The sequence below is a fragment of the Mesobacillus sp. S13 genome (assembly GCF_020422885.1).
In the GTDB taxonomy this organism is placed as follows: Bacteria; Bacillota; Bacilli; order Bacillales; family Cytobacillaceae; genus Mesobacillus; species Mesobacillus selenatarsenatis_A.
Genome location: NZ_CP084622.1, coordinates 1,878,784 through 1,892,359 on the forward strand (window position 1 = coordinate 1,878,784; position 13,576 = coordinate 1,892,359).

At 40.9% G+C, this 13,576-nt stretch carries 15 protein-coding genes; all 15 read left to right on the forward strand.

The features are described from left to right. Positions 1-159: 159 nt before the first annotated feature. The 15 genes from LGO15_RS09375 to LGO15_RS09445 all read left to right on the forward strand — a co-directional run bounded on the left by LGO15_RS09375 (position 160) and on the right by LGO15_RS09445 (position 13,220). A complete protein-coding gene (locus LGO15_RS09375; protein WP_226087392.1) occupies positions 160-774 on the forward strand; it encodes a molecular chaperone TorD family protein in 615 nt (204 codons plus the stop codon). 226 nt (positions 775-1,000) lie between these two features. Beyond that, positions 1,001-3,196: a molybdopterin-containing oxidoreductase family protein gene (locus LGO15_RS09380; protein WP_226087393.1), complete on the forward strand. Its 2,196-nt coding sequence runs from the start codon at positions 1,001-1,003 to the stop codon at positions 3,194-3,196. Continuing rightward, positions 3,196-3,732 carry a 4Fe-4S dicluster domain-containing protein gene (locus tag LGO15_RS09385; RefSeq protein ID WP_226087394.1) on the forward strand — a complete coding sequence of 179 codons (537 nt, stop codon included), beginning with the start codon at positions 3,196-3,198 and terminating at the stop codon, positions 3,730-3,732. The genes LGO15_RS09380 and LGO15_RS09385 overlap by 1 nt, the downstream gene beginning before the upstream one ends. Before the next feature lie 5 nt (positions 3,733-3,737). Then, a complete protein-coding gene (gene nrfD, locus LGO15_RS09390) occupies positions 3,738-4,634 on the forward strand; it encodes an NrfD/PsrC family molybdoenzyme membrane anchor subunit (RefSeq protein WP_226087395.1) in 897 nt (298 codons plus the stop codon). Positions 4,635-4,952: 318 nt separating this feature from the next. After that, positions 4,953-5,462 carry a hypothetical protein gene (locus LGO15_RS09395; RefSeq protein WP_226087396.1) on the forward strand — a complete coding sequence of 170 codons (510 nt, stop codon included), beginning with the start codon at positions 4,953-4,955 and terminating at the stop codon, positions 5,460-5,462. A gap of 81 nt (positions 5,463-5,543) precedes the next feature. Beyond that, a complete protein-coding gene (locus LGO15_RS09400) occupies positions 5,544-5,984 on the forward strand; it encodes a hypothetical protein (protein WP_226087397.1) in 441 nt (146 codons plus the stop codon). Positions 5,985-6,171: 187 nt separating this feature from the next. Continuing rightward, entirely contained in the window at positions 6,172-6,627 is a 456-nt protein-coding gene (locus tag LGO15_RS09405) for an NUDIX domain-containing protein (protein ID WP_167832892.1), read from the forward strand. A 173-nt stretch (positions 6,628-6,800) separates the two neighbouring features. Next, positions 6,801-6,944 (forward strand): hypothetical protein, encoded by a 144-nt coding sequence (locus tag LGO15_RS09410; protein ID WP_167832893.1) that lies wholly within the window; start codon positions 6,801-6,803, stop codon positions 6,942-6,944. Positions 6,945-6,971: 27 nt separating this feature from the next. Further along, entirely contained in the window at positions 6,972-7,301 is a 330-nt protein-coding gene (locus LGO15_RS09415) for a hypothetical protein (RefSeq protein ID WP_167832894.1), read from the forward strand. Between the two features lie 157 nt (positions 7,302-7,458). Further along, complete coding sequence (locus LGO15_RS09420) at positions 7,459-7,956, forward strand: GNAT family N-acetyltransferase (protein WP_209437980.1); 498 nt, start codon at positions 7,459-7,461, stop codon at positions 7,954-7,956. 139 nt (positions 7,957-8,095) lie between these two features. Further along, complete coding sequence (locus tag LGO15_RS09425) at positions 8,096-9,118, forward strand: sensor histidine kinase (protein ID WP_167832896.1); 1,023 nt, start codon at positions 8,096-8,098, stop codon at positions 9,116-9,118. Continuing rightward, a complete protein-coding gene (locus tag LGO15_RS09430; protein ID WP_167832897.1) occupies positions 9,115-9,741 on the forward strand; it encodes a response regulator transcription factor in 627 nt (208 codons plus the stop codon). The genes LGO15_RS09425 and LGO15_RS09430 overlap by 4 nt, the downstream gene beginning before the upstream one ends. Before the next feature lie 210 nt (positions 9,742-9,951). Further along, the gene (locus LGO15_RS09435; protein WP_167832898.1) at positions 9,952-10,893 is read left to right on the forward strand and encodes an ABC transporter ATP-binding protein; all 942 of its coding nucleotides are present in this window, start codon (positions 9,952-9,954) and stop codon (positions 10,891-10,893) included. A 13-nt stretch (positions 10,894-10,906) separates the two neighbouring features. Continuing rightward, positions 10,907-12,097, forward strand: coding sequence for an ABC transporter permease (locus LGO15_RS09440; RefSeq protein ID WP_226087398.1), 1,191 nt, complete (start codon positions 10,907-10,909; stop codon positions 12,095-12,097). Continuing rightward, positions 12,090-13,220: an ABC transporter permease gene (locus LGO15_RS09445; RefSeq protein WP_226087399.1), complete on the forward strand. Its 1,131-nt coding sequence runs from the start codon at positions 12,090-12,092 to the stop codon at positions 13,218-13,220. Before LGO15_RS09440 ends, LGO15_RS09445 begins: the two co-directional genes overlap by 8 nt. Positions 13,221-13,576 lie beyond the last annotated feature (356 nt).

Genomic DNA, 13,576 nt, shown 5'->3' on the forward strand with positions numbered 1-13,576 from the left:
CTTTAAACAGCGTTGTGTATGGAATCTGAGGAAAAAGTCATTACACGATTTTAGGTGAAATCCTTCACATACTCTGGGGGGATTAGCCACAGAATGTATATTGTTTCACAAACTTTAATGCCATATAGTGAAGGTGTAATCGAAAGGTGGTGAATCCTGGTGAATGGATTAAACAACAAAACAGATTGTGCGGATGATTTTTTAATCCTTGCAGATTTATATAAGCTTCCAACTAGAGAAATCTGGAATGAGATGAAGGAACAGGATCTTCTAAAGAGGCTGGAAGCATCTATCAAGGATCATTACAATATTGCTTTATCTTTAGAGGAAGTCTTGCCTGAAAACTATGCTGAATTTCAGGAATTATACAGAAGCTCAATTGGAAGCACGCAAACAGCTGCTGCACTTCCGATTGAATCGCTGTATAAACCGTGGACACAGGATGAAACGTGCACTCTCCCCTTTGCGAGGGATAAAGGCTATGTCCTGGGTGATTCGGCGTTACATATCAACTATCTGCTAGAAAAGCTGAAGATCGAGATACCTGTTGAATTACAGAGCATGCCAGATCACTTGGCAATCCTGCTCGAGTTGCTGGCCTATTTCATAGAGCATGCTCCGGAACACTTTATTGCTGAATATATGGATGACCATTTCGATTGGCTGGATGAATTCGAATCGCAGCTATCAGCAGCAACAGAACATCTCTTTTATCAAAGGTTGACAAGATTATTGATTGGAACTGTGAAGGCATATCGAACCAATTACTTGTAGTCTTCATAATTAAAGGTGGTGATGCTTTTAGTGATGGACAAATATTTGCATAAATATTACGTATTTGAATTATTCCCATCAGCCAGACACTTTGTGAAAGAGTCAATAAGTTTTACTTTTTGCGATGATGGGGAAGCATCAAGTTATCGAAACGTGTGTGAACATGCCTTCATGGCATATGAACAAAATGTTTTATCGTTCGGGAGTAAAAGGAGGGCTAGTTAAAATGGTGGAGACAAAACTATCACGTCGTGGATTTATTAAAGCTTCTGCTGCTACTGCTGCTTTGGCATCTTCAGGAACAGTAGGGTTCAATGAATGGTCCAAGAATTATGTTAAAGCAGGAGCAAACGCAGTAGTTAATGAGATTCCTAGTACATGTAATGCATGTTCCAGTAAATGCGGAATGATTGGCCATGTCAAAAACGGCCGTTTATGGAAGCTGACGGGACACCCTGACCATCCTTATTCAAAAGGAAAGCTATGTGCCAGAGGGCATGGTTACGCGACAGTTGTTTATTCCAAAGACAGGCTTTCACAGCCATTAAAGCGGATTGGAGATAATAAATTCGAACCCATTTCGTGGGAACAAGCCTACAAAGAAATCGCACAGAAATTGAACCAAATCATAAAAGAACATGGCCCGCAGTCAGTCGCCTTAACGGAAGATCCACGGGCTTCAGGAAAGTTTTATTCACCTAGATTCATAAATTCTCTTGGATCGTCAAACTACTATACACACCATGTCGTTTGTTCTAACTCAAGGGATGCAGGTTTCTTGCATACAGTTGGTGTGTCTTCTACAAGTGCTGATATCAGCAATGCCAAATATATTATGTTCATTGGCAGAAGCTATGGAGATGGCATCCGTCCTAGTTCTGTTCAGTCATTAGCAGCAGCAAAAGATAATGGAGCCAAGATCGTCATTGTCGATCCTCGTTTGAATAATACCGGTAACCTGGCAACGGAATGGCTTGCGATCCGTCCAGGTACTGACTTAGCATTAGTGCTTTCGATGTCACATGTACTGATAAAAGAAAATCTTCATGACGCAGAGTTCATTAAGAACTACAGTATTGGTTATGAGGAATACGCAAAGGAACTGAAAAAATACACACCAGAATGGGCAAAGGAAATCACAGGTATATCTGCAGACGCAATCACTCGTATTGCTATTGATATGGGTAAAGCCAAACCGAAGGCGTTGATTGAGCAATCATGGAGAGGCGCTTTCGGCTGCAACTATGAAAATAGTACAGAAACCGGCCGTGCAGTAGCGATGTTCAATGCCTTACTTGGAAACTACCAGCAAAAAGGCGGCAGTATATTTGGTGGAAAACCTTCACTTGGAGAATTGGATGAAGCAAAACATCCGAATCCAAAAGAACCAGAGTCTCCAAAAGCAGGTAAAAAAGAATTTCCGCTTGCTTATCATAGTCATGGTGTTGCAACAATCGTCGCTAAAGAAGCACTGGAAGGCAAAATGAAAGCGGCAATTTATTATCATTCTAATGCGGCACTGGGATACGGAAATCCTAAAGTCATGAAAGAAGCACTTTCAAAAATGGACCTTGTGGTAGCAATAGATGTGCAAATGTCTGAAACTGCACAATTGGCTCACTACGTTCTTCCAGAAGTGACATATATTGAACGCGATGAAGTAATTGAAGGATTATCTGGAAAAATCCCTGGAATTGCCCTTCGCCAACAAATGGTAGAGAAAGTTCATCCAAAAACAAAGCCAATCGATGAAATTTACACTGAGCTTGCAAAAGCATGCGGAGTGGGCCAGTATTTTAATTTCACTCTGGATGAATTGAATGAAGCAATGCTAGCTCCAACGGGAGTTACGTATAAACAGCTCAGGGAAAAAGGAACCATTATGTTCCCGAACGAGGAAATTACCATCGGTGAGATGCCGAAATTAAAGACTCCTTCTGGAAAAGTAGAATTTTATAGTGAAACCTATAAAGAAGCCGGCTTTAAGCCAATCGTCGAATGGATTGAGCCGAAGGTAAGTCCTAAGAATGATTCTTTCCGATTGATTACGGGCAAGCAGGCGATCCACAGCCATACACAAACTGCGAATATACCAATTTTGATGCAGATTACAAAGGATTATGACCTAGAAAGAATCTGGATCAATCCAGTCCGAGCCAAAGCACTAGGCATCAAAGATGGTGATCTGGTTGAACTGAAATCGAGTGAAGCAACAAGCAAGATTCGAGTCAAAGTGACAGAGAGAATCCACCCAGAGGCAATTTTTGTCCCGAGTCACTACGGAATCACTTCCAAGGACCTGAAAACCGGCTATGGTGTTGGCTTTGGATATATGGAGCATGTTCCATTTGATTTTGAAAAATGGAGCGGAGCAGGAAATATCCACGAAGTAATCGTGAAGGTTAGGAAGGTGAATAGCTGATGGCACGGTATGGAATGGTAATAGACACTAGAAAATGCGTCGGCTGTTATGCTTGCCGAGTAAGCTGCCAGATGCAAAATGAACTTCCGGTAGAAGAGTCTTATATTAAATTTTATGAAAAAGAGACGGGGGTTTTCCCGAACGTCAAAAATGAAATCATCCCTGTACAATGCCAGCACTGTGAGGATGCACCATGTGTAAGTGTTTGTCCGACGAAGGCAACCTACACAACAGCCGAAGGCATCGTATTAGTGGATTCTGATAAGTGTATCGGCTGCAAGTATTGTATGGTGGCATGCCATTATGGAGCGAGGACGCAGGACCATAAAACTGGGGTAGTGGAGAAATGCCGTTTCTGTGCCGAGCTAGTGGCAGAAGGCAAGCAGCCGGCCTGTGTCAGCACTTGCATAAGCAATGCCAGGGTATTCGGTGATCTAGATGATCCAAATAGCGAAGTTTCAAAAGCAATCGTGAAAATGAATGCGCAGCCGTTAAGGCCGGACCTAGGCAAGGCAAAAATCTATTACGTGAGGTGATTATTATGGTTTGGGGAACAATTATCGCTGCCTATTTATTCCTTGCCGGTCTTAGTGCCGGTGCGTTTTTAACATCATCCTATGCAGCAAGGAAGTATCCTGAGGCAAAGACAGTCAGGTTTGTCGGAAGGTTGATCAGTCCGGCTTTGATGGGAATAGGATTGCTGCTGCTCATTGTCGATGCAGAGGCCGGTTTGAAAGACCCATTGCGCTTCATCTATTTATTTACAAATTTCAGTTCAGTCATGACCATCGGTACCTATTTTATCAGCTTTTTCATGATGGCTGCAGCCTATATTGCCTTGATGGAATTGTTGAAAAAAGATACGCACAAAATTGTGGAGTATGTCGGCATCGTATTTGCTGTCGCAACAGCAATTTACACTGGCTTCCTGATTGGAGTCATTGGAGCTGTGCCACTATGGAATACAGCAATCTTGCCAATATTATTCGTCGTATCGGCGTTTTCAACAGGTATTGCCGGCACTATGCTGGTGTCAGCCATAATGGATAAAAAAGTGGTCCATACGGTAATTTCCATCAAAAAAATCCACTTAACCTTGCTGATTGCCGAAGTATTCCTGATTTTCACGATGTTCCTAATCACTTCATCAACGAATGAATCTGCAGCACAATCTGTATCCATTCTTCTTTCCGGTGAGTACAGCACTCTATTCTGGATGGGGCTGATTTTAGTAGGATTAATAGTCCCAATTACAATCGAGGCTTTGGAGTTATGGAATACAAAAAAACTTCATCAAACACCGGCAGGATTGGAAGTTGCCGCTTCAGGATCACATGGAATCACAGCTACTATGATCACTGAAAGTGCGGTACTGGCAGGCGGATTCATTCTCCGCTATCTGTTGCTTGCCGCAGCAGTTCCGGTAATATTCTTATAAGTAAATTGAAAGAAGACCTGGGCGAAGATGCACAGGTCTTTTAAATATTGAGAGAATTCTCTCGCTTACTTCTTTTCTTTTTAGTAAAGTTTATTAATTGCAAAATTATATTTCTTAGAATAAAAAAGAAAAAGGCCAGAAAAAGTATGGACTTCCCTGGTTATATCAAAATAGCTTTCAATAGAAGTGTAATTCTCGGTGATAAACTGATCCCTTCTAAATATTTTCTACAGTGCTCCCTAAAAATGGAGAGTTCCTTCTAAGAACAGATATCATCCTTACGAATATAATGCCTATGATGAACGAGGAGGGATTATTATGAATTTTCCAGCTGTGGATTTAGGGATCATGGCGGAACATTTGCCAACGCATGAAGGAGTTATCAGCAAGTTAAAGATTTTCAAAGATATTGTAGACAATCAAGAAATAAAAAAACTATTGCAGTTGAATATCCAAATGCTCAGGGAGCATGTGAGAGCGATGCTTGAACTTATAGATCCGGACCATAATAGAGAAGTGAAGCTGGCCGAACTGCCTGATATGGATTTAAATACCGAAATGCTGAACCTTTCTGAACAGGAAAAAGATATTGTTCTCGAAGCAAGGGCAGCATCTAAGCTTATGGGGAGCGATAATTTCAATTCTGCTCTTATGATGAAAGATATGAATGTGAAAAACATTCATATCCAGATGGCTTATCAGGACGTAAGGATGCAGGTGCTATACAATATGGTCGTTGAACATGTGAATGGAGATTTTACGCCCCATATAACAGAGGCTATGCAATTGAAGACTTACGAAAAATATAAACATATTTTAAAAGAGTGAGTACTTAAAAGAAGGAAGTGCTGGCAAGATTAGAGAATTATAATTTATAAATTTTTCCTTTCATGTAAAAGAGGGATGTATGTGGAGATACAATTTACAGTACCGTGGAGCTATAGTGACGAAGAGGACACTACCTTTCCGCTTCCCGATGATTATAAATATTGGAGACCTTTAGTCTCGCATTTCCTGAAGAAAGCAGATACTATAGAGTTTCATTGCTGGAATGAAGAACAGGAAGCGATTAAGGAAATTCAATCTATAGTTAATTGTTCTGTTCATGCCGGTGACAACATGACTCTTTTTCAATTCTGTAATGTCCAAAACATACAAGATTTTCTTCTGAACAAGTATGAAATAGAAAATAAATTCAAATGGTTTACAGTGAATCTTATCCGGTATGGAGAAATCATTTTTCATTCAGGCCACTGGGCAACGGAATTTGCAGTCAACGCAGAGAGTGCAGAAGAAACGGCATGGATCCAGTCGGTAACACCAACGAACACGGAATTTCTCTTTTATTGACCGTCTTATTCCAATCTTAATTGCTCCCACAACCTGCATTCTTGAAAATAGTCTGCATGTTCTACGGAGTGGCGATGCCGGTATATATGTAAAAGTTATGTCCCAATATTTCATAGTGTAATTTGACATATCATTCATACATTGTAATTTTCATATTGATAACCTTTTAGAATGAAGGGATGCAAAGATGATAACTTTTGGTGAAATAAAATCAGGAATAAGCTATACATGGCGGCCAGGTGTGTATGGAATCATATTAATAGAAGAAAATTTAGTTGCATTGATCGAGACGGATGATGGTAAATATTTTCTTCCAGGCGGTGGAATGGAGGAAAGTGAAAGTCATGAAGAGTGCTTAATAAGAGAAGGCAAAGAAGAAATGGGAAAGCTTCTTGAACTCGGTGAATGGATCGGAAAAGCACAACAGTATTTTTACTCTAAGAAGGATTCAACATATTATCAGGTTCAAGGGGATTTTTATTTTGCCAAGATAGCCGGAGACACAGGAGAACCTGCTGAAGCTGACCATCACCTCAAATGGCTTGATACTAGGGAAGCTGTTAGTATGTTATGTCATAAGCATCAGCGCTGGGCACTGCAAAAGGCTTTGGCCATGATTGAATATAAGGAACAGCATATTTAGACAGGATTTGTCTATATTTGTTGGGAAAAAGCAAATGAACCAAAATACCTCTTTCCTTTCTGGTCTGCTTAATGGTAATGTTAGCATAATCATAATCATCCTTATAAAAGTTGTTTGACAATAGGTATAAATGGGAAAATATTTCTTAGAACAGTAAATTAATGAGGGAGATTATGATTAACAACTATGAATACCAGATCTTTTACGAAGAATTGAAGAGACTTAATAAAGAATACCAGCGCTGTGAAGATGCCACTATAAAGAAATTTATCTCAATGGACATCAGACTTATAGAGAATGCACTGGAAGCCATTTGATCAAGTAAATGAAGCAGGAGAATTACTATGAATAAACAACAATTAACTGATCCAGAGTTCCTTACTTTTTGCGAAAATGCCATGCCAATTGAAGTAGTGGAAAAATTCACTGATAATAATATCCGCGGACTAGAGAATATTGCACTCAGATCGATTTCAACCCGCAGTAAACTCCCGGCCAATGTAGTCAATCTTTTGGTTGCTTATTTTTACAACCATTACGGAAAACAGGTATATAACCGAAATGACCTCGCACGATTATATGATTACTGGGTATCCAAGGATGTCAGGACAATGGCCCAGGCAACGGAAATGATCAATGAGGATATCGAGCAAGTTCTCAGTTCTTTGAAATGATATTATTACATTAGAACAGGCTAACTTAAGCCTGTTTTTTTTGTATTAAATCAAAGCCCGTGTTGTACCACACATCTTTATAAAAAGGTTTTTTCGATGAAGGAATATCGATAAAAATAAAGAATGGTTTATTGAATAATGGAAAGTAGGTGTGAATTTGCTTAAAACGGAGAACGTAAGACTTGCTGTGAGCGATGACGGACAGCGAATTATTGATTTGCTAAAAACCACTGCGCAATGGATACAGAACCATGGCATCAATCAATGGCAATACTTACTAAGTGGTGGCGAAGATAAGGAAATTTTGGAGGCTGTAAAACAACAAGAAACATATATTGTCCTGTCAGATCAAGAATTAATCGCTACCTTCACCCTCTCAGATACTCAGAGTGATTGGGACAGACATATATTTGGTGAGAACCATGAAGAAGACTCAGTCTATCTCCATAGGCTGGCTATTTTACCATCACAGATGGGTAAAGGTATAGGAAAAGAAATACTGCAATGGATTGACAAAAATTATTCAACTGATAAGTCTTATCTAAAATTAGACTGTGTTGCTGACAACAGCAAATTGAATCAATTTTATGTGGCAAATGGATTTCAATACGTCGGTGAAACAGACCAACACAGTAAATATCAAAAAAAGTGGTAAGGCCTATCAGGGTCTTTTTTTTTTTGCGGATAAATAAGTATAGATTTCACTTAATGTTAATAAACGTGGCGGGGTGAAGGCAAGAAAAGGGGTTAAAATGGAGTTGCGAAGAAGGAATGTTTTAGTGAGGGACTAGCTTATGGAGATGCAAACTGAGTTTCTAGCGGAGATTGTTGACCATCTGCCCGAGGGCATGATTGTTATGGATAAAGAACGGACAATTCTTTATCTTAATGAAAAAGCTTTTGGCATGACTGGCTGGAAGCTTAGAGAGAAGGTGCCGTACTGTACCTATTGCCAGGAACGGGAAGTGGAAGAGAATGAAAATCGCTGTATTTTGACCACCGATGACCCGATTCCATTTTTCAATTCCCATCTTGCAGTGTATGAGGACCTTGAAGAATTTGAAATGTCATTGAAAAAGATGATGATATCAGAACAGATATATTATGTATTGAGAATCCGGCCGCCTGTACAGAATGAAAATAGTGAGAGGGCCCGTTTTCATGAACTGCTTGTTCAAGAAACGCTGCTGGCACAGGAGGCTGAGCGGAAAAGGATTGCCATGGAGCTTCATGATCATATTGGCCAGAGTGTCTATAGCATCTTCCTTGGTCTCGAGGTTATAAAACAGAATATAAGCGATGATAAATATCAAAATCATGTTACAAATATGGTCAATGTCATGGAAAAAACCCTACAAGATATTAAACGCCTGACCAAAAGCCTCAGACCTGAAATCGTCTATGATATCGGTTTGGAAAAATCCCTTGTGCAGGCAGTGAAGGACTGGAAAAAGTTATACCAGATTGAAATCTTCCTGGATATGGAGATCCATCGGGAAAAGGAGTTGGATCCTGAAAAAGAACTTCATCTATTCAGGATCATCCAGGAAAGTATCACGAATTCAGTACGCCACGGAAAAGCCACTTACTTTTCGATTCATTTAAAAAGCAACTATCAATATATCTTTTTCCAATTATACGACAATGGCAATGGATTTATTTCAGGCGGATGCAAAACGAAAGGGCTCGGCCTGAAGCATATGTACGAACGTTGCAAAATGCTTGATGGGGACATTAAGTGGATCAGTAAAGAAGGTGGTCCAACAAGGGTGGAAGGATTTGTATCTTTAATAAGAGCGGAGGGAGAGAGAATATGAACCTGATGATTATCGATGATCATGAAATCGTCCGCGAAGGTTTAAGCATGCTGCTGCAGCAATCCTTTTGCATCGATGGCAGGATTTGTGCCTGCGATGGGTATGAAGCTGTTAAGGCTGCGGCTGAATTTCCCGCCGATTTGGTACTGTTGGATCTTTCAATGCCAGGCGGCCTGGACGGTATGACAACCCTGGAAAGGCTGCGGAAACTGCTTCCGGATGCCAAAATAGTCATTTTTTCGATGCATGATGATATCATATATCAAAAGAAAGCTTATGAGGCGGGGGCGGACGGTTATTTAATCAAGCAGCTGAAGCGGGACGACCTCATCCAATCGCTTGATAAAATCCTGGCCAACCAGAAAGTGTTCGATACACATATATGGGAAGAGGATACGGGTTGTGACCAAGTCAATCTTGTCGACCTCCCGATCACCAAGCGGGAAAAGGAAGTTTTCATTCTAACGGTTAAAGGATATTCCCAAAAAGATATCGCTGAAAGGCTTGATATTTCAGTTAAGACCGTGGAGAACCATCGTCAAAAAATCGGTGAGAAACTAGGTACTCATAAACGATATGAATGGGTTGAAACAGCAAGGAAATATAATGTATTCCAACCTTAGAGCAGGACAGACATGTCTTGCTTTTTTATGTGGGCGCATTACTCTATATGAAAACCAATCAGTTATAGTTCGGCATTCGCGGTACAATGCCTCACGGTTAATCCTTGAGAATCTTTTCTAAATATTTTCATATATTTATTGGAATTTATTTCATGGTTCAATAGTTTCTGGGATAATTAAATCAACATAGGTCGAAAGTAGGTGTTCTGAATGGAAGTCTTGAAAGTAAAGCAATTGACTAAGAGGTTTAAAGAGTTCGAGGCAGTCAAGAATGTTTCTTTTTCCTTGCAGAAGGGTGAATCATATGGTCTTCTGGGACCCAATGGTGCAGGAAAGACGACCACGATCCAAATGATTTCAGGGTTATTCCCGCCGAGTTCCGGATACATTCAAATTGCAGGCATTGATATGGTCAGACAGCCAAAGCAGGGGCAAGGACTTTTAGGAATCGTTCCTCAGGAGATTGCTCTTTACCAACAGATGAGTGCGAGGGAAAACCTGTCATTCTGGGGCAGAATGTACGGTTTAAGCGGCAGCCATTTGCAAGAAAGGATTAAGGAGGTCCTCGATATCATTGGTTTGACTGATCGGGCCACGGAAAAAGTGGAGACTTTTTCTGGTGGAATGAAGAGGAGAGTCAATATCGGAGCTGCGATATTACATAACCCGGAGTTATTGATCATGGATGAACCGACCGTTGGGATTGATCCCCAATCCCGCAGCCATATTCTTGAAACGGTAAAAAGGCTAAATGCAGAAGGGATGACGGTCATCTATACAAGTCACTATATGGAAGAAGTTGAGTATCTTTGTGAAAAGATTGGCATTATGGATCAGGGAGAATTCATCACTTCGGGAACCATTTCAGAGTTAAGAGAGACAATCGGTGATCGCTCACGCATTGTTATGAATTTTTCCGGCGCACCTAAAATTGAAAACCTAAAAACGGCATTAGCTCTTTCAATCCCTGAAAATGACCTGTCAGTAAATCATGAGGAGCTGGCGATTTTCCATAAGGAACCACAAAAAGTTCTTAGTGAATTGATACAGACTGTTACAGGTGCCGGCTTTGAAATCACATCAGTAGAAGTCGTGGAACCGAACCTTGAGAGTGTGTTCCTCCATCTTACTGGCCGAAGTTTAAGGGATTAAGGAGAGGGTGGATATGGGGTTTTGGTGGCTGGCGTTAAAAGATACAATTCTGATGGCGAGGGACCGGAAGGCACTGTTGACACTTGTTCTCATGCCTATCTTATTGATTGGAATTCTTGGTTCAGCGTTCGGAAATATGATGGATGAAGAAGATGCACCTTCCATAAAAAAATTCAAGGCCGGTATTGTTAATCAGGATCAAGGGCAACTAGGGAGTGTGTTGTCTCAAGAGGCGTTCATGACAGGACTTCCAAAGCTGATTTCTGCAGAGGAGATGACGGAAGAGGAGCTTGAAGATTATTTACAGCAGCAGGTACTTTCCGTCGGAATCATTATTCCCGAGGATTTTTCTGATCATATCATTTCTGGTAAAGAGTCTAAAGTACAGATCGTCTCTATTCCATCCGCATCAATTCAATCATCAATCGTCGAGAATGTCGTGCTGCAATTCACTCAGGCAGCGGCAGTGAATGTAATAGCCATGGAGGTCGCCGGTCCGGCCAACATGGGCAAAGCTCTTCCGGCTAGATCTCAATTGTCGGTCTCTGATTATGACTTTGCGGAAGAAGTAGCGGTAGAACAGGATCAAAAACCAGTGGGATCATTCCAGTATTATGCTGCTGGTATGGGTGTCATGTTTTTGCTGATGACGGTTATAACCGGAGTAAGTGCAATGATTGATGAAAAAGAACAAGATGTATACAGTCGTCTATTGGTTACCAAACTGTCGAATAAGCAATACTTAATCGGCAAGTTTATTGGCTTACTGTTTATGTCGTCAATTCAATTTCTCATCATCGTTCTTGGAACGCATTATCTTTATCATGTACGTTGGGGAGAATCCATGACAGGTGTCATTATTGTCGGCTTTGCTTTTGTTTTTAGCGTGAGCGGGTTGGGTGTTCTTTTGGGTGCCCTTGTCAAAAAGGAGAAAACATTCAATGCTGCCGGAATGCTGGCTACTCAAATAATGGCAGCTGTCGGCGGAAGCATGGTCCCATTATATATTTTTCCGGATTGGGTCAATACGGTCGTGAAAGTCCTGCCCAATGCCCTTGCCCTCCAAACATTCCTGGAGTTGATGTCAGGTGCAGGAGTGGGGAAAGTATGGCTGGAAGCAGGTATTTTAATAGTGATTGGTCTTGCGTCTCTCCTCATTGCGTTTGTAACCCTGTCGGCAAGAAGGAGGGCTTTCCATGCGTAAAGTTTTGCCCATCGCTTTTCTACACTTAAAAACTTTGTTCAAAACGCCTTCGGCAATTATTCTGATGTTTGTAATGCCGATTTTTTTCAGTATTATTTTTGGAGGAATAGGTTCTGAGGGAGCTTCAGGGGATAAACCGGTTGTGATGATGGCAGCAAAAAATGATGAAAGTTACAGCAGGATTCTCGATTTAATGTCTTCAAACAGACAGTATACATGGCTCAAGACGGATGAAAAACAAGCTCGGGAAGCTGTCGAAAATCAAGAAGCCATTGCAGCGGTATTGATTGCTGATTCAATAGTACAGAGTCATGAGCAGAAGAAGCCGCTTTTTCAAATTGTTGTTAAAAGGAAAACGCAGGAGTATCTTGCGCTAAGCAGCTATGTTGAAGGTGTAGGAAGGACTGTTATTCAAGCACTTGAAATGGCTCCCGGACAAGATCCAGATCCGTTCAATGCTATTCTTGAGAAAGCATCAGCTCGTGAACCAGTGGATATAAGCAGTAAAGTCATCCAAAAGGAAAAATCAACAACTGGTTCAGTCAGCATGCTGGCGATCGGCTTTACGATTATGTTCATGATGTTCGGTATTTCAGGAGCTGCCTCCACCATACTTGATGAAAAAGTCGGTGGAACATGGCAGCGTCTGCTCACATCACCAACGACGAAAGCTCAGGTGATGACAGGGTATTTATTTTCCTATTTTTTGATGGGAGCAATCCAATTAACCGTCCTCATGATCGTTATGTTCGTAATTTATGGTTCCATGTGGGGGAATTTATTCTATTTCATCCCATTTGCAGCATTGGTCATCATCACCATTGTCGGATTTGGCCTCATGATGGCTAGCATCGTAAAAACAAGGCAGCAGGCAAGTGCGTTGAGCGCTGTGTTAATAGTCAGCACCTGCATGCTGGGAGGAGTATATTGGCCAATAGAGATTGTCCCAGAATTCATGCAGCAAATAGCAAAAGTGGTGCCCCAGAGCTGGATGATCACAGGATTCCGTGAAATCGTCAGTGGAAGCCTGTATTTTCCAGCACTTCGCAACTCGACAGCAGTCTTACTTGTTTTCAGTATCCTATTCTTTACAATCGGATTGAAAAGGATGAAATATGAGTGATGTTTACCAGTCCTTATTTAGGACTGGTAATTCTTTTTAAGGGGATTCTATCGAAAATTATTTTTTGTCGAGTTATAATAGATATTTAGAGTAAGAGTCGAAATGAGATTCTTGGATTGACCGAATAGCAAAGAATGAACTAATTGGGTAAAAGCAGAATGTCAGTATTGCCCGAAAATGGAGAAAAGCATGAAGTACGGTAAAAGCAAAGCGTCTGCATTGCCCGAAAAAGAGAAACAGGATGAAAAACGGTAAAAGCAGAGTGTCTGCATTGCCCGAAAAAGAGAAACAAGGCGAAAAACGGTAAAAGCAGAGCGTGGCGCATTGCCGTAACAATAAAGCAAAGTGAATTTTGG